Genomic DNA, 17,861 nt, shown 5'->3' on the forward strand with positions numbered 1-17,861 from the left:
GCCCGCGGGCAGCGCGCGAAACCGGGTGCGCCGCGCGCGGCGATCGTGGTCGGATGGCCGCATGGCCTTCAGCGTGATCGTGCTCAACGGCGGTTCCAGCACCGGCAAGACCACCCTGGTCAGGGCCCTGCAGGAGGTGCTGCCGCAGCCCTGGCTGCGGATCGGCGTGGACACCTTCGTCGAGGCGCTGCCGCCCGCCTTGCAGGACTCGGAGGACGGCTTGGAGGTCGCGGCGGACGGCGTGGTGAAGGTCGGTGCCGAGTTCCGCGAGCTGGAGGCGGTCTGGATGACCGGCGTCGCGGCGATGGTGCGGGCCGGCGCCAAGGTGGTGGTCGACGAGGTCTTCCTCGGCGGCGCCGCCTCCCAGCAGCGCTGGGCGCGGGTGCTGGCCGGCCTCGAGGTGTTCTGGGTGGGCGTCCGCTGCGACCCGGCCACCGCCGCCGCCCGCGAACTGGCCCGGGGCGACCGGCCGCCGGGGATGGCGGCCGGCCAGGCCGGGCTGGTCCACCAGGGTGTGCACTACGACCTGGAGGTGGACACCACCGAGGGCGCCCCGGCCGCCGTGGCCCGGAGCATCGCGAAGCGGGCGGGGCTGCTCACTGAGCGGTCGCCGACCTGAGAGTGCGGGTCACGAGGCCGGCGTGGGCCGGCTGTGCCAGTTCGGGCGCCGATGAGGCGGCCCCGGACCTCGTCTCGACCGGGTAGCCGGTGGCCGTCGTGCGACGGTGGCGCGGGCGACACGGGCGATCCCCTTCAGCAAGGCTGCTCCGAAGATCATCCTGCCCCGTAAGCCGGCGTGTCGGCGTCCTTCGGCCTGCCGTCTGATCGAACTAGGATCAGCTGGAAGGAAGTTGGCTACAATCCAGGCACGGCCGGTGCATTGGGCGGTAGGGGAGTGGGTGTGACCTGGCGTGAGCATGAGCAGCGAGCCCAGGAGCTGCTGTGGGAGGGGGAGGTCGAGGGCGCCGCGGAGGCGTACTGCACTGCCCTGCGCATCGCCGGGGCGGTGCCGCTAGGCGCCACCGACGGCGAGGAGACCGTGGCCCGGGTCCGGCTGGTGCGCAGCGTGGCCAGAGTGCTCACGACGGTCGGCCGCTTCGAGCCCGCCAGGGACGCCCTGCGCACGTACCTGGGCCAGGTCCCCGCCGGACATCCGGAGGCACGCCGGTGCGTCTCGCTGCTGCTGGCCGGTCTGGCGTCGGTCCAGCGTGAACTGGGTGACAACGCCGGGGCATTGGAGGCGCTCACTCGCGCCCTCGCCCCGGCGCGTGCGACGGCGGCTCAGCCCTCAGCGGAGGACATCGAGGCCCTGGCCCATGTGCTCCTGGACCGCGGGCTGGCCCTCAAGGACCTGGGACGCATCGGAGAGGCCGATCGCGACCTGACCGAGGCCCGGCAGCTCGCCGAGCGGATCGGCCATCACTCCCTCCTCGGCCACGCCCGGACCGGGCTCGGACTGCTGGCCGTCCTGCTCAACGATCTTCCGGCGGCGGAGCGTCACTACCTCGCCGCCCACCGTGCCTACCAGGCCGTCCCGGATGGCGAGAACATATCCGTCGTCCTGCACAACCTGGGCGTGCTCTACGAGCGGCAGCGGCACTACCGGGACGCGGCGCGGCACTTCGAGCAGGCGCTCGCGTTGGACCGCCGACTCGACTCGCCCGTGGGCATCGCTGACAACCTGTCCGCGCTGGGTGGGCTGGCCCAGGTCTTCGACCGCCCCGCGGAGGCAGCGCGGCTGCACAGGAAGGCCCTTGAGCTCTACCGCGGGACGGGCCACCTCCGAGGTGTGATCACCACACTCGTCGATCTCGCCATCTGCGTCCGGCAGGAGGGTCCGGGAGCCGCCCCGGACGGGGACGGGCAGCCGAGCGTCGACCATCTGCTCGCCGAGGCGCTGCGCCTGGCCGAGCAGGTGGGTGACCCGAGGGACATCGCCGATGTGCAGTTCGTGCAAGGCGACTCGTTCCTGCTCGCCGGACGGACCGATGACGCCTTCGCCCGCTATCTCGCCGCGGCACGCGTGCAGTCCCGCCTTCGTTCGGGGATGAGCGAGGACGAGGCCCTCAAGTACTTCGACGAGTCGCGCGGCGACGAGATACTGGACCGCCTGGTCCGGCTCTCCGCAGGAAAGGACAACGCGCGGGCGCTGCTCTCCGCCGACGCGGCCAAGGGCCGCGAGCTGGTCCGCAGGATGGCCGAGTCCGGTGGCCGCCCCGGCCGCGCCTCGGTGGAGGACCTGTCCACCGTCGACCCCGAACTCGCGCTCTTCCGGGAGGAGGTCGATCCCTGGTACGGAGGCATCAGAGCGCTCCTGGCCGCAAGGGAGCTCCCGGCGGATCCTCGTACCGGCGAGGACGCCACCACCTCCCCCGGCCGCTTCCTGATCGAGTACCACATCGCGGACGACACGGCGGTGGTGTTCGGTTGCGGCCCCGACGACACGGTTCCCCGCGCCACATCGGTGCCCATCACACGCGACCGGTTCCGCGAAGCCGTCCGTCGCTGGTTCGGCGGTGATGGTGACGGCGTCGGCCCGCGCGGGGCCGACCGCGGGGTGTGGCTGGAGATGATGGCGCCGCTGGTCGCCCCGATCTCGGAGTGGACCGTCCCCGGACAGCCGATCGTCGTCATCCCCCATGACGCCCTGCACGGTGTCCCCCTGCACGCGGTGCCGGTACAGGGCATGCCGCTGGGACTCCGCAATCCGCTGAGCTATGCGCCGAGCGCGACGGTGCTGTGCCACATCGCCGCGCGTGCGACCACCACTCCGAGTACGGGCGCCGGACCTGCCCTCGTCGTGGATGCCTCCGGGCACGACCGTTCGCTGGTGTTCGCCCGCGAGCAGGCCCGCACGGCGGCCGAAGCCCTCTCCGGTGACCGTACCGTCACCCTCCTGCCGGATGCGCCGAGCCGAGGAGACGTCCTCCGCGCGCTGCGCCGCTCCGGCGGGCCCGGCATCGTCCACATCGCCGGGCACGGCACCTTCGACGCCCAGCAGCCGATGATGTCAGGAATCCCGTTGGGTGGAAGGAGTCTGACGGCCCGTGACATCGCCCGGCTCGAGCTGCGCTGCACCCTGGTCACGGTCGGTGCCTGCTCCAGCGGCGTCGCCCTGCGTCGCCCGGGCGACGAACTCATCGGTCTGGCGAGGGCGTTGCTCATCGCGGGCGCGGACGCCCTCCTGGTCAGCCTGTGGCGGGTGGACCAGCTCTCAACGGCACTGCTGCTCCAGGAGTTCTACCGGGCCTGGCTGCACGACCGGGCACCGAAGGCGGAGGCGCTGCGCAGGGCCCAGCTCCACGTGGCCGACCTCACCGCAGCCGAGGTCCTCGCCTACGCACGCAGGGCCCGCGAGCGCAGCCACGGGGACAGCCCCGACGACGTCCATACGCGGGCCGCCCTGGCGTTGGCCGCGGGCGAAGTCGCCTGTGCTGCACGCGATTTCGCGCTGGCCGAGACTCTTGCGGCCGAGGCCGAGGCCGGAGCCGGACCGCTGCTGCCGGCCGAGCGCCGACGGGCCGAGCGGCTGGCTCTGCAGGCCGCGATCGGCGCGGCCCAAGGCACTCCTCCCGACCCTGAGCGGCGGATCTTCCGGCACCCGCGGCACTGGGCGGCTTTCATGTTGGTCGGGTTGGGCGACTGACCCGGCCGTTCCACGGAGCTCGTGAGTGAGGAAGAGGAAGGTGACAGCGGCATGGAGTGGGATGCGGCCGTGGGCGAGCTGATGCAGCCGCTCGAGGGGACTCGGGTCGGCCTGGACCCGACGCGCCCGCCCGGGGCGCCGGCGCTGGTGGCGTGCGGGCCGGCACTGAGCTTGGACAGCCTGCTCGCGGACCTGCGCGTACTGCGGCTACTGGGCGAGAGCCTCGCAGGGGTGACCGTGGTCGAGGACGGACATCCCGTGGGCATCGTCCCGGCGGACGCGCTGCGTGCCCACCTGCTCGAGTTCCTGCCCGACACCGGACTGCTCGGTCCGGAGTCCCTCGACGGCGACCTACGCGCGCCTCAGGCCATGGAGCTGGTCTGCGCCGACTGCGGGGAGGTGAACCGCGTCCTGCTGTTCGTACGCGGCAGCACGATGTGCTGGCGGGGGCATGTGCTGACGGTCGACTGGGGTTGATCCGGACGCGGCACCGCAGGAGGAGGACGGGCAGGGCGGACCGGGACACAGGCAGGGGTACCACCACATGCTGACCTCGACGCTGGACAAGCTGGGCGGCCATCTGGGCCGCCGTTTCCTGCTCGCCGTCTGGCTGCCCATCGTGGCGCTGGCGAGTTCCCTCGGCTGTCTCGCCGTGACCTGGTGGGGCTGGGCCCATGCCGTGGCCTGGTGGTCGCGGCGCGAGGCCGACGCCCGGGCGGGCCTCGTCCTGGCCGCGCTCGCACTCTCGGTGCTCGCGGGCTTCATATGGTCGGCCCGCCTGCCCGGCGCGGTACGCCTGCTGTCCGGATACTGGCCGCGGTATCCACCGCTGCGATGGATCCTCACCCGCCGGCTGGACCACTACCAGAGGCTGCACGCGGAGATGAGCCGCGATCCACGGCGTCTGGCGGAACTGGCCCGGCTGCTGCCCATGCACGAGGACGACGTCATGCCGACCCGGTTCGGCAACATCCAGCGCGCCGCGGAGACCTATTCCGTCCACCGCTACGGGATCGACGGCGTCCTGGCATTGCCTCGGCTGTACACCGTGCTCCCGTCCCCCTTCGCTGCCCAACTCGCGCTCACCGCAGGCGATGTGGAGTTCATGGTGACACTCTGCGTCCTGGGGCCCGTGGCGGCCGTGATCGGGGTGGTGTTCAGCGCGGTGCTCCTACCCTGGTACGCCTGGCTCGGCTGTCTGCTGTCCGCCCTGCTGCTGGCCCGCGTCGGCTACCGGGGTGCGGTGCGGACCGCACTCGTCCACGCGGAGCTCGTCCGGACGGCCTTCGACGTGCACCGGCGGAAACTGATCGAGGCCATCGGCCTGCAGCAGCCGACCAGTTGGGCCGAAGAACTGCTCCAGTGGGAGGCCCTTGGAGGGCTGTGGCTGCAGGGGGCACCCCAGGGGCCTGCCGGAGCCCGCGCACTGCGCTATCCCCAGCAGTCCTCCGGACCCTGTCCGCTCTGCCATCCACCGTCCCCCGGAACGCCGGGACCGACGGGGCCGACGCCATGACGCTGCCCGGCCTCACCCGCCGCTCGTCCGGTGCACAGTACCCGGCGGATCTCCGCTTCCGAACGGGCCGCACCGCGTGAGCCGCAGGAGCCCCGCGATGCTTCAGGTGTGGAGGCATCCGTACTGGTCTGCTGTGCCGGTCGGGGTCATGTGGCTGAGGGCGCGGTGCCCGCAGCGGCGGGGTGCGCGGGCTGTGCGGGGCTCCGCTGTTAGCTTCGCGGGCGTACGGCTGGTTCGGGCGGGTGCCTCGGCGCGGGTCGACGCATCCGGGGACGGAGGCAGTGGTGAGCGACGTGACCGGAGGCGACAGAGGTGGTCCGGCGCTGAGTCGGCGCGGCTTCCTCGCCACCACCGGGTTGGCGGCGGCCGGCCCGGCCGTGGGCAGCGGTACCGCGCGCGCGGCCGGCCCGAGCACCGGGGCGGGCGAGGCGGCCCGTCTGCTGGCAGTGCCCGAGGACACTCGTGGCGTCCGCTGGATCAGGAGCGCGCTGCAGGTGGCCGTCGCTCTGGAGCTGGCCACCATCCCGCCCTACCTGTGCGCCTGGTGGTCGATCAGGGACCGTCGTACCGAGGCGGCCCGGCTGATCCGGGGTGTCATCGGCGACGAGATGTACCACATGGGGCTGGCCTGCAACCTGCTGGTCGCGGTGGGCGGCCGGCCCCGGATCGCCACCGCCGTCCCGGACTATCCCGGCCCGCTCCCCGGCGGGGTCCGGCCCGGACTGACCGTCTACCTGTCCGGGCTCACCAGGACCTATGTGCACGACGTCATGATGGCCATCGAGAGGCCCGAGAGCCCGCTCGCACGCCAGGCGGCCGGGCCTGTGACCATCGGCGCGTTCTACACCGCCGTCCTGGCCGCCTTCCACGACGTCCGCCCCAGCCTGTCCCCGGACGGCCAGCTGAGCAGGCGGGTAGGGGCCGACCTGCTCGAACCGGTCACCAGCCTGGACGACGTCGAACGGGCCATCGAGACCGTCAAGGAGCAGGGTGAGGGCACCTCATGCTCCCCCGACACCCCCTCGGGGCACGACACCCCGGCCCACTACTACGCGTTCGGCGAGATCTACCACGGACGGCGGCTGCGTGCGGTCGACGGCTGCTGGGAGTTCACCGGCGCCCCGGTCCCCCTGCCCGAGGTCAGACCGATGGGCGTTGTCCCGGCCGGTGGCTGGCCCTCCCCGCCCTCCCGGGTGCGACGGTTGCTCACTCGGTTCGACCAGTCCTTCGGCACCGTCGTGCGCGACCTCCAGGACGCCTGGTCGTACGGCGGCAACCCCGCGCTCGACCGCGCGGTGAAGGCCATGAGGGCCCTGGAGGAGCCCGCCCTGGAGCTGATGGACATCCCCCTGCCCGACCACAGCGGCACCTACGGCCCCCAGTTCCGGATCAGCCCTCGAGGGCCGCACCACAGACCGGTGTGAGCGGCCGCCGTCCTTCCCGGTCCAGGGGTCCCGCCGCGGCGGTACTGGCGTCAGGTGCTCCACAACGTCACCTGCCTGGTCGGCACCATCGTCTGCGGCACTGGGCTTCGACACCGCTACCGGGCCACCACAGGCATGCGGTAACCGGCGCGGGCTCTCCTGTTACTGCACAATATGTGCAACTGCAAAACCTAAGCAGAAGTGAGGTGGGCTGGTGTCCGGGTCGCCGGTGGTGCTGGGGATCGAGTCGTCGTGTGACGAGACCGAGGCCGGGCTGGTGCGCGACGGTGTCCTGCTCGGGCAGGCGGTGGCGTCCAGCATGGACGAGCACGTCCGGTTCGGGGGAGTGGTGCCGGAGATCGCCGCCCGGGCCCACGTCCACGCGGTGGCACCGGTGGTCCGTGAGGCGCTGGACCGGGCCGGGCTCACGCTCGCCGATGTCGGCGCTGTCGCCGTGACCACCGGTCCGGGACTCTCCGGCGCCCTGCAGGTCGGGGTGGCCGCCGCCAAGGGCTACGCCTTCTCGCTCGGTGTGCCGCTGTACGGGGTGCACCACCTGGCCGGGCACGTGGCCGCCGCGACGCTGGAGGGCGGCCCGCTGCCGAACCCGTGCATCGTGCTGATCGTCTCCGGCGGCCACACCTCGCTCCTGCTGGTGCGCGACCTGGCCCGCGACGTGATCGTCCACCTCGGCGACACCCTGGACGACGCGGCGGGCGAGTGCTTCGACAAGGTCGCCCGCGTCCTCGGCCTGCCCTACCCCGGTGGGCCCGCGATCGACCGGGCCGCACGCGACGGAGACGCGCGCGCGGTGCGCTTCCCACGCCCGCTGAGCGGGCCGAACGACCCCCCGTACGCGTTCTCCTTCTCCGGGCTGAAGAGCGCCGCCGCCCGCTGGGCCGAGGCCCAGCGCGCCGCCGGTCACGAGCCGCACGTGCCCGACGCGGCCGCCGCGCTGCAGGAGGCCATCGCCGACGTCCTGACCCGTAAGGCCGTCCGCGCCTGCACCGACCACGGCATCGACACCCTGGTGGTGGTCGGCGGGGTGGCCGCCAACTCCCGTATCCGCGCCCTCACCGAGCAGCGCTGCGCCGCGGCCGGCATCACCCTGCGGGTGCCGCCGCTGCGGCTGTGCACCGACAACGGAGCGATGATCGCGGCTATCGGGGACCTGCTGGTGCGGTCCGGCGCCGCACCCGCCCCGCTGGACGTCTCGATCGACCCGTCCGCTCCCCTGGAGTACGCCGCGCTGACCCCGCTCGCCGCCCCGTCGCTGCGCGTCGCGTGACTGCCGCCGACGTGACACGACCGGGCCCGGCCGAGATGCCCGGCCGGGCTCCCGCTCGGTCCACGCGGCCGCCTTCGCCCGGCCACCCGGGAACGGACGCGCCCGCAGAGCCGACGAACACCTCTGCCGGCCCGTGCGCAGGCGTGCCGGGCACGGGCGGGCGCCCGGGTACGGAGGGCCGGTACCCGGTCAGGTGTGTCGGTCCGCAGGGTCCGCACCGTCGGCGACGATGCGGATGACCGCGTTGGGACACAGGGCTTCGGCGAGTCGGGCCGCGTCGTGCAGCCTGGCGGGCGGCTGGTCGTCGAGGACGATGACGGTGCCGTCGTCGTCCGACTGGTCGAAGAGGTCGGGTGCGCTCAGCACGCACTGCCCGGCGCCGCGGCAGCGGCTGCGGTCGATCTGGATCCTCATGGTGTGACCACCTGATTCGTCCGGTTTCAGACGTCCCAGGCCAACGGGAGGGCGTGGACGCCGTAGATGAACATGTCGTCCCGCATCGGGACCCGCGTTCGGGGGTCGGCCAGGCGCAGGGTGGGGAACCGCCGCAGGAGGGCGGGGAAGGCGATCTGCATCTCCACACGGGCCAGCTGCTGGCCCAGGCACTGGTGGATGCCGTGTCCGAAGGCGACGTGCTGGGAGGGGGCGCGGGTGAGGTCGAGTTCGTCGGGGTGGGGGAAGTGCCCGGGGTCGCGGTTGGCAGCGGGCAGTGAGGCGACCACGGTCTGGCCGGCGCGGATGTGCCGCCCCGCGATGACGACGTCCTCACGGGCGACCCGGACGGTGCCGAACTGCACGATGGTCAGGTAGCGCAGGAGCTCTTCCACCGCGCGGTCGATGACCTCGGGCTGCTCGCGCAGCGCCCGGAGCTGGGCGGGGTGGGAGAGCAGGGTGTAGGTGCCCAGTGCCAGCATGTTGGCCGTGGTTTCGTGGCCGGCGGCCAGCAGCAGCCGGCCGATGCCGGCCACTTCCCGGTCGGTCAGCGGGTTCGCCGACTCGTCCTGGTCCGCGCTCTTGGCCATCAGGGTGCTGAGCAGCGCGTCGTCGGGGTGCCGGCGCTTGTCGGCCACCAGCTGGATCAGGTAGTCGGTGAGGGCGTCGAGCGCGGCGAGTGAGGCGTCCCGGTCCACGCCGACACTCAGCACGGTCGAGGTCCAGCGCTGGAAGTCGGCGTGGTCCTCGTACGGGACGCCGAGCAGCTCGCAGATGACCAGTGAGGGCACGGGCTTGGCGAAGGCAGGCACCAGGTCGACGGGCGGGCCGGTGCGTTCCATGGCGTCGAGGTGGTCGGCGACGATCTGCTCGATTCGCGGGGCCAGGGCGCGCATCCGCCGTACCGTGAAGTAGCCGGTGAGCATGCGCCGGTAGCGGGTGTGCTCGGGCGGATCCGTCGAGATCAGCTGTCCGGCGCGCGAGTCGGGGTCCTCGCGGCGGATCGGCAGGCCCCGCACGGGAAAGGACGCGATGGTGCGGTCCGAGCTGAAACGGTCGTCCGCGAGCACTGCCCGGACATCCTCGTGGCGGGTCAGGAGCCAGCCGGTCTTGCCGTCGGGGAAGGCGAGGGCGCTGACGGGATCGTGTTCGCGCAGCCGCCCGTACTCCGGCGGGGGGTCGAACGGGCAGCTGCGGCTTCGCGGCAGGGGGGCGGCTGCGGGGGGCGATGCGGGGATGGGTGCGCTCATGGAAGTGACCTCCATTCGGCGTTCGGCTCAGTGCCCCGCCGGCGCAGGCTGTCGCTCCGGTCGACGGTCCGACCGTCCGGTGGGCTCTCGTGCCTTCCAAGCCAGGATAGTACGAAGTCGTTCTATGTGAAGTCGTTCTACGTGGAGGCGTGCGTTCACCGGATCACGGCTGTGGGTGCATGAGCGGCACCACGATGCCGTCCACGATCCGGTCCACCAGCGCGCGGTCGGGCCGCTCGTCGAATGCGAGCACCCGCATCACCAGCAGCGCGAAAGGAAGCTGGAGCAGGAGCTCCTCGTCGACCCCCGCGGGGATCTGCCCCCGGTCCCGCGCCCGCTCCGCCGCGATCCCCGCCGCCTCCAGCAGGGGGCGGCTCAGTCGCTCCCTGCGCAGACGGGCAAGCTCCGGGTCGCTGCGACTGGCCTCCAGCACCGCCAGCATCAGCCCCCGGTCCCGCTCCGTCCAACCCTCCTGCCACTCGTACAGCAGCCGGCGCAGATCCTCGGCGAACGACCCGGTGTCCGGCACCGCCATCACCGGGCGGTGCTCCTGGAGAGCGGTCACCACCAACTCGGCCTTGGAGGGCCACCGCTGGTACAGCGTCGCCTTGCTCGCCCTGGCCCGCTGCGCGACCAGGTCCATGGTCAGCCGCTCGTAGCCCACCTCGGCCAGCAGCGCCAGCACGGCCTCCAGTACCTCCCGGCGTCGTCCGGGGTCACTCAGCGGGACCTTCCGCACCCCTGCCCGCCTTGCCGTACCGCCCGCGCTGCTGCTCAAACCCGGCCTCCCGGAACTGCCCGTGCTCCGCTGACGAGGAACACCGTAGACCGCGTCGAGATCAGGTCGCAGCCGCCCGGCGGCCGTCAGGGCGGGCCGGTGGGCGTGGTCCTCTCCCGAGTACGGTCGCCGCGGCGGCTCCGATCCTGCTGATCAGCGACGGCGAGTGCGAGGTGCTGTGTGTTCGGCGGGAGCACGCCTACCTCGTAGCGCGGGGTTCGGGGCTGCCGTTCGCTCCGAGCGGTCCGGTCTTCCGAATGAGGTAGGTGAGCCGGGCGGCTCGTCTCGCCCGAGGGCCACCCGTCCTGATGGCCCCGCCCCGGTGACTCCGCCGGTGCTGACCGCGCTACCGGGTGCCTGTCAGCGTGCTGTGCGCGGTCTGCCAGCGGCGGGCCGGAAGCTGGATCCGTCCAGGTCGCCCAGCAACCGGAGGAACGGGTCCATGTCACCGGATACTTCTTCAGATATCTCTTCGTCGGATCGTGCGGTGTGGTCGCGTCGCCTGCGGCTGGTGCCGGTCGTGCTGACGGCGTCGGCCCTGACCGTCGGGCCGGCCGCCGGTACGGCGTTCCCGGCTTCCCTCCCCGCAGCCCCGGCCGCGTCGTCGGTATCCGCTGCGACCCAGGGCGGGGCCGACGCGCAGCGGGATCAACTGACCAAATTGGCAAAGCGGTTGGTGGACGCCGGGGCGCCGGGGGTGGTCGTGCGGGTGGACGACGGCCACGGTCGGCCCGTCGAGATCGTCGAGCAGGCTCCCTGGGCCGCGAAGGACCACCGGCTCAAGGCGGGGGACGAGTTCCGGATGGGCTCCAACACCAAGACCATGATGGCCACGATCGCTCTGCAACTGGTCGCCGAGGGCAGGCTCGCGCTGACCGACCCGGTGGAGAAGTGGCTGCCGGGCCAGGTCCCGAACGGCCGGGCGATCACGCTGCGGATGCTGCTGAACCACACCAGCGGCCTGTTCGACTACACCGACGACCCGGCCCTCGTGCAGCCGATCCTCGGCAAGGACCCGCATCGGTGGACCTCCGCGGAACTGCTCGCCGTGGGCGTGAAGCACCCGCCGCTGTTCGCCCCGGGCACCCGGTGGTCCTACAGCAACACCGACTACGCCGCGGTGGGCGCCGTTCTGGAGCGGGTCACCGGGGCGAGCCTCGCCGACCTGATACGGGACCGGATCGCCCGGCCGCTCAACCTGAAGCACACCTACCTCGCCGTGGACGGCGGCTGGCACGGCCGGTACGCCCGCGGCTACGAACCGGACTCGGCCCACATGCCGGCGGGCGTGCCCACCGCGTTCCGGGCCGTTGCCGGCGTGCCCCGCGACGGCCACGTGAACGTCTCAGGCAACGACCCGAGTTGGGGCGGGGCCGCCGGGGCGGTGGTGTCCACCGCGCAGGACTGGTCCCGCTTCTTCACCGCGTTGATGTCGGGCAGGCTGCTGCCCGCGGCCCAGCTGGCAGAGCTGCGCAGCACCGTCCCGATGGACCCGGAGAACCCGGTGAACGGGCCCGGCTCCGGGCTGGGTATCGAGACGGGCACCACGCCCTGCGGCACCATCTGGGCCCACGACGGGGGAGTGACCGGCTACTCCAGCGTCAACCTCACCGACAGCACCGGCAGCCGTACCGCCACCGTCCTCGTCTCGACGGAGTTCCTGTTCGAGTTCGGGGCCGACCCGAGGCTCGTTGCGGCTGACCAGGCACTGAAGACCGCCGTGACCTGCGCCATGTTCGGCAGGCCGGCTCCGGCTGTCCCGGCTGTCCCGGCTGTCCCGATCACTCCGACCACTCCGGCCACGACTCAAGCCCACTGATCGGAGCAAGTCGACTGAGTCACGGGCGCGGTGATGATCGCGGACAGCAGGTCTCTGGCCTCGGTCCGCGACATCGTCGCACCCGTGGCCCGCGCTGCCGCGAACCCGGCGGCTCCCAGGGCGGCCGTGGCCTGCCGGGTGATCCTGCGCACGTCGGCGTCGCCGAGGTCGGCCGAGCCCCGCAGCAGGTCGGCGACCCCGAGGAGCTGCGCTGCCTTCCCCGGCCGGTCGCAGCACAGCTCGATGTCGGCGACCACGACCGCTGTCCACCCCGTGATCGCTGAGTTCCAGGTCAGTACCAGGTGCACCGCAGGGTGGTCGAGCCGGCGCAGCGCTTCGTCCGGGCGGCCGCCCGCCGCGTCCACCTGGGCGAGCACGCCCAGCAGCAGGGCGGTGAGGTACGACGGCGTCGGCTGGCCGCCGGGAGCCTCGGCCAGGGCGACCTGCGCGTGTGCGCGGGCCGGCCCCGGCCGTCCGGCCCGCCACTCCAACTGGGCCAGCCCCAGGCCCACCAGGGCCCACGGCTCGGCCGATCCGCTCTGCGCCACCTGGTCGAACAGGCCCGTCAGCTGCTCGCGCGCGCCGTCCACGTCCCCGGCTTGAGCGCGCATCAGAGCGGCCTGAACCTCGTTCTCGATCGTGTACTCCTGCATACCGAGCTCCTGGAAGTACCGGGTGGCCCGCTCGTTCATCGCCAGCGCATCGGCCAGCTCGCCGGACCGCCGTCGGATCGTGCCAAGGGTGCTCAGCGCGGTCGCCAGGCCCCACCGTTCCCCGAGCTCCTCGAAACCGGTCAGCGCACGGGAGAGGAAGCCCGTCGCCTCGGCGACGTCCCCGGTGTGCAAGGTCAGCAGGCCCTGAAGCAGCAGTCCGAACGGCCGACTTGAGGGATCCTTCTGCCCGCCGTCCGGTGCTTCCGGCGTGTTGGGTACGTCCGGTGTGTCCGGTGTGTTTGGTGTGTTTGGTGTGTTTGGTGCGTCAGGTGTTTCCGCGGAGCCGCGCATGCCCGGGGGCGGCTCTGCCGTGACGTCCTGAGTCTGCGGCGTCGGCCCCGTGATCAGGGCGGCCAACTGGGCCAGCTCCAGCAGGGGATGGGCACTGGGATCGATGCCCGCCATCGCCTCTTCGATCCGGCGGAAGGCGGCTGCCCTCTCCTGTGGCTGACTGATGGACTCGGTGCCGACCTCATGCGTCGCGATCACCAGCGCGCGGGCCACCGGATCGGACGGTCCGGGAACCTCCAGCATCCGGTCGAGCAGGTCCAGCGACTCCGGCGGGTAGCCCCGCATGGACCAGAACCAGCAGAGTGCGGCGCCGAACCGGACCGCCGTCTCGGCGTCCCCGGACTCGATCGCCCAGCGGATCGCGGCCAGCAGGTTGTCCCGCTCGGCCGACAACCGTGCCAGCCAGCGCAGTTGGTCGCGGGTGCGCAGCCGCGGTTCCGCGGTCTCGGCCAGTTCGAGGAAGAACCCGGCGTGCCGTTTGCGGGCGGCGCCGACTTCCCTGCGCCGGGCGAGCTGCTCCAGGCCGTACTCCCGGATGGTCTCCAGCATCCGGTAGCGCGGCTCGCCCGTGTCGACGGCCCCGAGCGGATGCAGCAGGGACTTGTCGACCAGCGCCGCCAGCAGCTCCCGGACATCGCAGGACCGGCCGTCACGGGCTTGGATGTCGCAGAACCGGACGTCACAGGCTGGGACATCACAGGCTGGAACGTCACAGGCTTGGACGTCGGCGCACCGGACGTCGAGCCCGCCGACCGCCTGCGCCGTGTCCTCGGTGAAGCTGCCGGGTACCACCGACAGCCGTTCCAGCAGCGCCCGCTCGTCGGCGTCCAGCAGGTCCCAGCTCCAGGCCACCGCGGCGCGCAGGGTCTGGTGCCGGGGCAGTGCGGTGCGGCTGCCCCGGGCGAGCAGTCGGAACCGGTCGTCCAGCCGGGCCGCGACCACCTCGACCGGCAGGGTGCGCAGCCGTGCCGCGGCCAGTTCGATCGCCAGTGGCAGGCCGTCCAGACGGCGGCAGATCTCGATCGTCGCCGTCAGCGAGTCGCCCGCCATGTCGAAGTCGGGGCACACCGCGACGGCCCGGTCGTGGAACAGCCGGATCGCCGCGCAGGCGCGGGCCTGCGGGGCCGTCGAGCCCGGTTCGGGTAGTTCCAGCGGGAGTACCGGGTGCAGGGTCTCGCCGTCGATCCGCAGCGCTTCCCGGCTGGTGGCCAGCACCCGCAGTCGGGGGCAGCGGCCGAGCAAGGTCTCGGCCAGTGCCGCGGCCGCCTCGACCAGGTGCTCGCAGTTGTCCAGCACCAGCACCAGGTCGTCGTCCGCCAGCACCTCGGTCAGGCGGTCCAGGACCTCCTCAGTGGCACCGGAGGCGCCACCCGGGCCCATGGGCGGGCGGCCCGGTGCCGTAGCGGCCTTGGGTACGCCGGCCTCGCGCAGCCGCAGGGCGCCGAGCACCGCGCGGGGCACATCGTCCGCGCCGACCGGGGCCAGGGGGACGAACCACACCCCGCCGGACGGTGTGAGCTGTCGGCCGCTGGTGGTGGCCAGCCGGGTCTTGCCGGCTCCTCCGGGCCCGACCAGGGTGACCAGCCGGGCCTGCCCGAGCAGCTCGACCACTCGGCGGACGTCGTCCTCGCGGCCCACGAAGCTGGTCAGCGGCGCGTCCAGGTTGCCGGGCGGCCGCGATCGGCGGGGCGGCCGGCGCTGCTCCGACTGGTGGTGCTGCTCCAACTGGTGGTGCTCCGACTGGTGGCGCTGCGGCGGGTGGCCGGGCTGGGGCTGGCCGGCGAGCCGAGGCGGCGGGAGCTCGCCGCGCAGCACCGCGAGATGGGCAGCCTGCAGCTGCGGCCCGGGGTCGCTGCCGAAGGTGTCGGCCAGCCGGTCACGAAGCCGCTGGTAGGTGGCCAGCGCCTCGGCGCTCCGGCCGCCGACGGCCAGCGCCCGGACCAGCTGGGCATGCAGGCGTTCGTGCAGTGAATGATCCGCCGTCAGCGATTCGAGCTCGGCGATGAGATCGGGGTCGGCTCCCAGCGCGAGGTCGGCCTCGATTCGGTCTTCCAGGGCGGCCAGCCGGGCCCGTTCGAGCCGCTCGGCCTCGGCATCGGCGAACGGAGCCTCGCGCACATCCGCCAGGGCGGGGCCGCGCCACAGGCTCAGGGCCTCCCGCAAGGTGGCAGCGGCCTCGGCGGGTTGACCCTGTGCGTGCAGGCGCCGGCCCGAGCGGGCCAGTTGCTCGAACCGAACGGTGTCCACCGCGCCCGCCTCGACGGCCAGCCGATACCCGGCCGGTCCGAAGGTGAGCAGCCCGGGGTCGCCCAGCACGGTCCGCAACCGGGACACCAGCGACTGCAGGGCGTTCGCCTGGCCGGCCGGCGGCGACTCGGCCCACAGCGCCTCGACCAGTACCTCCGGCCGGACGGCGCGCCCGCCGTCCAGTACCAGCCGGGCCAGCAGCGCCCGCAGCCGCGCGCCACCGATCGATACCGGGCCCGCTCCGGTGTCCAGTACCAAGGGTCCGAGCAGGCCGACGCGCACCCGCCGAGTATCGCAGCACCACCTGCTCGACCGTCACACCGGGGGCCGGAGCCGGACTGCTCGAACACCGCACGGCCCCGCTCCCCGTCCCCGGTGTGCGTGCCGCCGGTGGCTCTCGGATGACATGCGCTCGGAGCTCCTCGGTGCCCCGTGCTGTTTTATCAAGACAAGACCCGCAACGTGTCAGACAAGTACGAGGTAGGAGAGTGACGGCCGCCGCCTTCGCCGGGTCTGGAGCACCGGCAGGGCGGCGACGTCGCCCTCAGGCCGCAACTCACAACGTGATCACCAGCATCACCACCAGGCTGACCACGAACGACACCCCCACGGCCGGCCCGCGGCAGCCTCGTCCTCCAGCTCCACCCCCTGTCAGCTTCACGCCCTATGAGGAGCACGTCATGCAAGCAGCTTCGAACACGCCGACCGATCAGGACCGGGCTCACCTCCTCGAGGCCATCAACCTCGCGGCACGCGCGCGCAAGCACGGCAACCATCCGTTCGGCGCGCTGCTGACCGACGCAACCGGGAACGTCCTGCTCACCGCCGAGAACACTGTGATCACGGAGCACGATGCCACTGGCCACGCGGAGACGAACCTGGTCCGGCAGGCGTCGCGCACGCTGCCGCCGGATCAGCTCGCCGAGACCACGCTGTTCACCAGCGCCGAGCCGTGCGCGATGTGCTCCGGCGCGATCTACTGGAGCGGCATCCGCCGGGTGGTCTACGCACTCGCGGCCACAGAGCTGAACGTCCTCGCCGGAGTGGACCCCGACGAGCCGCTGCTCGACCTCCCGTGCCGTCAGATCTTCGCAGCCGGCGGCAGCACGGTCGAAGTGTCGGGGCCGCACCTCTACGAAGAGGCCGCCGCGGTGCACCTCGGGTACTGGGGCTAGCACACCGGGCCCTGCCCGCGCCCCCGGCCGACCTCACAGGGGCCGCCCGACGTCGCCGATGGCCGCGCCGGAGGGGTTCTCGGTGAGGCGGCGGGGGCCCTGCCGGACCTGGAGCCGGGTCGTGGAAGTCTGGAACCGCTCCGCGTGAACGAATGCCTCGGCGGCCTGACCTCGCGAAGCCCCGACCGGACCGGTCGGGGCTCCCCGAGGTCGGCGTTCAGCGTAGGGCGTCGGTCGCGGCGGTGATGAGGGCTCGGGCATCGTCGCCGGTCAGCGGTCGGTCTCAGTCGAAGAAGGCGAAGAAGCGCGACTCGATGCTCGCCCGCGGCGAGGCGTCCTCGGGGGCCGTCGGGTCGTCGAAGGCGGTGTGCATCACGCCGGTGGCCCGCGCGGAATCGGAGTCGAAGCCCTTGAAGAGGATCACCTCGTCCGGGGTGAGACCGGAGAAGTAGAGCCAGCGGTGGGCCGGGTTGGCCTTGCCGAGCTGGGCCTCGAGCAGGCTCATCGGGGCGCCTTCGGGGCCGAACACCCCGTAGAAGAGCCGGGTGTCGCCGTCGGCCACCGAGGTGGCGTCGACCATCGCGAGCACGCTGTCGTGCGGCGGGGTCGAGGTGGCCCGCCATGCCTGGTAGATGGCGTAGCGGCGGTACGGGGCCGGGTCGGCGTCCTCGGCGGCCAGGACGGCGTCGAGGAACTGCTGGGCGGAGACCTCGGTGTAGTCGAGGTGCGCGAAGCGGGCGGGCGTGGTGCCGACCCGCTCGGCGGCGCGCTCGCTGGTGCGCAGCACGAGACCGGTGCGCTGCACGATCACCTCGCGGGCGCCGGTCACCTCCTTGATCAGCTCGGCCATTTCCTGGTGGTAGACGCGGTCGAGCTCCTCGATGTCGACGGAGTGGGCGACCGAGCTGGTGTGCCGCACCAGCTGGAAGCCCTCCCGGTCCAGGCTGAGTTGGTCCTGGAAGGGGCGCGCGTCGTGGATCTCGACGGTGTGCGGCACGAAGGCCAGGTTGGTGCGGGACGGGTCCACGGCGTCGAAGACGGCGCGGCCCTCGATGTCGCCCGCGTACTGCACCGTCGCCTCCACGGACGGGCTCTGGCGCGTGGCCGTTACGGACATGGGAACTCCTCTTGAGGGTCGGGGAAATGGTTGGGAAACGGCTCGGGAAGCGGGCTGGGAAACGGGTCCGGCGATTCCTCGGGGTGTGGGTGGGGCGGAGGTTAGGAAAACCGGGTTTGGCGCGGGTTTGCTCCCGGTTATGCGGCGGTTGCGGCCCCGACTGCC

Annotated in this window: 13 protein-coding genes; 8 read left to right on the forward strand and 5 right to left on the reverse strand. The window is 72.5% G+C overall.

Features of this window, described 5'->3' with window-relative positions:
• Positions 1–61: 61 nt before the first annotated feature.
• From cpt to tsaD, 6 genes are all read left to right on the forward strand, one after another.
• A complete protein-coding gene (gene cpt / locus ACSMTC_RS33630; protein WP_436563522.1) occupies positions 62–619 on the forward strand; it encodes a chloramphenicol phosphotransferase CPT in 558 nt (185 codons plus the stop codon).
• 282 nt (positions 620–901) lie between these two features.
• A complete protein-coding gene (locus tag ACSMTC_RS33635) occupies positions 902–3,646 on the forward strand; it encodes a CHAT domain-containing protein (RefSeq protein WP_436563523.1) in 2,745 nt (914 codons plus the stop codon).
• Between the two features lie 51 nt (positions 3,647–3,697).
• Positions 3,698–4,123, forward strand: a complete 426-nt coding sequence (locus tag ACSMTC_RS33640) for a helix-turn-helix domain-containing protein (protein ID WP_436563524.1) — start codon at positions 3,698–3,700, stop codon at positions 4,121–4,123.
• A gap of 67 nt (positions 4,124–4,190) precedes the next feature.
• Positions 4,191–5,162, forward strand: a complete 972-nt coding sequence (locus ACSMTC_RS33645; protein WP_436563525.1) for a hypothetical protein — start codon at positions 4,191–4,193, stop codon at positions 5,160–5,162.
• 284 nt (positions 5,163–5,446) lie between these two features.
• Entirely contained in the window at positions 5,447–6,586 is a 1,140-nt protein-coding gene (locus ACSMTC_RS33650) for a ferritin-like domain-containing protein (protein WP_436563526.1), read from the forward strand.
• A gap of 229 nt (positions 6,587–6,815) precedes the next feature.
• Positions 6,816–7,874, forward strand: coding sequence for a tRNA (adenosine(37)-N6)-threonylcarbamoyltransferase complex transferase subunit TsaD (gene tsaD / locus ACSMTC_RS33655; protein WP_436564889.1), 1,059 nt, complete (start codon positions 6,816–6,818; stop codon positions 7,872–7,874).
• A gap of 189 nt (positions 7,875–8,063) precedes the next feature.
• On the opposite strand, the gene ACSMTC_RS33660 is transcribed toward tsaD, so the two are convergent.
• The 3 genes from ACSMTC_RS33660 to ACSMTC_RS33670 all read right to left on the reverse strand — a co-directional run bounded on the left by ACSMTC_RS33660 (position 8,064) and on the right by ACSMTC_RS33670 (position 10,334).
• The gene (locus tag ACSMTC_RS33660) at positions 8,064–8,288 is read right to left on the reverse strand and encodes a ferredoxin (RefSeq protein ID WP_436563527.1); all 225 of its coding nucleotides are present in this window, start codon (positions 8,286–8,288) and stop codon (positions 8,064–8,066) included.
• A 26-nt stretch (positions 8,289–8,314) separates the two neighbouring features.
• The gene (locus ACSMTC_RS33665) at positions 8,315–9,556 is read right to left on the reverse strand and encodes a cytochrome P450 (RefSeq protein WP_436563528.1); all 1,242 of its coding nucleotides are present in this window, start codon (positions 9,554–9,556) and stop codon (positions 8,315–8,317) included.
• A gap of 163 nt (positions 9,557–9,719) precedes the next feature.
• A complete protein-coding gene (locus ACSMTC_RS33670; RefSeq protein WP_436563529.1) occupies positions 9,720–10,334 on the reverse strand; it encodes a TetR/AcrR family transcriptional regulator in 615 nt (204 codons plus the stop codon).
• A gap of 661 nt (positions 10,335–10,995) precedes the next feature.
• Here ACSMTC_RS33670 and ACSMTC_RS33675 point away from each other — a divergent pair.
• On the forward strand, positions 10,996–12,153 hold the full coding sequence (locus ACSMTC_RS33675) for a serine hydrolase domain-containing protein (protein ID WP_436563530.1): 1,158 nt from the start codon (positions 10,996–10,998) through the stop codon (positions 12,151–12,153).
• Here ACSMTC_RS33675 and ACSMTC_RS33680 read toward each other — a convergent pair.
• On the reverse strand, positions 12,141–15,686 hold the full coding sequence (locus ACSMTC_RS33680) for an AfsR/SARP family transcriptional regulator (protein ID WP_436563531.1): 3,546 nt from the start codon (positions 15,684–15,686) through the stop codon (positions 12,141–12,143). The two genes, ACSMTC_RS33675 and ACSMTC_RS33680, sit on opposite strands and share 13 nt — an antisense overlap.
• A 281-nt stretch (positions 15,687–15,967) precedes the next feature.
• Between ACSMTC_RS33680 and ACSMTC_RS33685 the strand changes: the two genes are divergently transcribed.
• Positions 15,968–16,579 carry a nucleoside deaminase gene (locus ACSMTC_RS33685; protein WP_436563532.1) on the forward strand — a complete coding sequence of 204 codons (612 nt, stop codon included), beginning with the start codon at positions 15,968–15,970 and terminating at the stop codon, positions 16,577–16,579.
• Between the two features lie 283 nt (positions 16,580–16,862).
• On the opposite strand, the gene ACSMTC_RS33690 is transcribed toward ACSMTC_RS33685, so the two are convergent.
• Positions 16,863–17,696 (reverse strand): CmcJ/NvfI family oxidoreductase, encoded by an 834-nt coding sequence (locus tag ACSMTC_RS33690; RefSeq protein WP_436563533.1) that lies wholly within the window; start codon positions 17,694–17,696, stop codon positions 16,863–16,865.
• Positions 17,697–17,861: the final 165 nt, after the last annotated feature.

This window comes from Kitasatospora sp. HPM-01-4 (assembly GCF_051374625.1).
Classification (GTDB): domain Bacteria; phylum Actinomycetota; class Actinomycetes; order Streptomycetales; family Streptomycetaceae; genus Kitasatospora.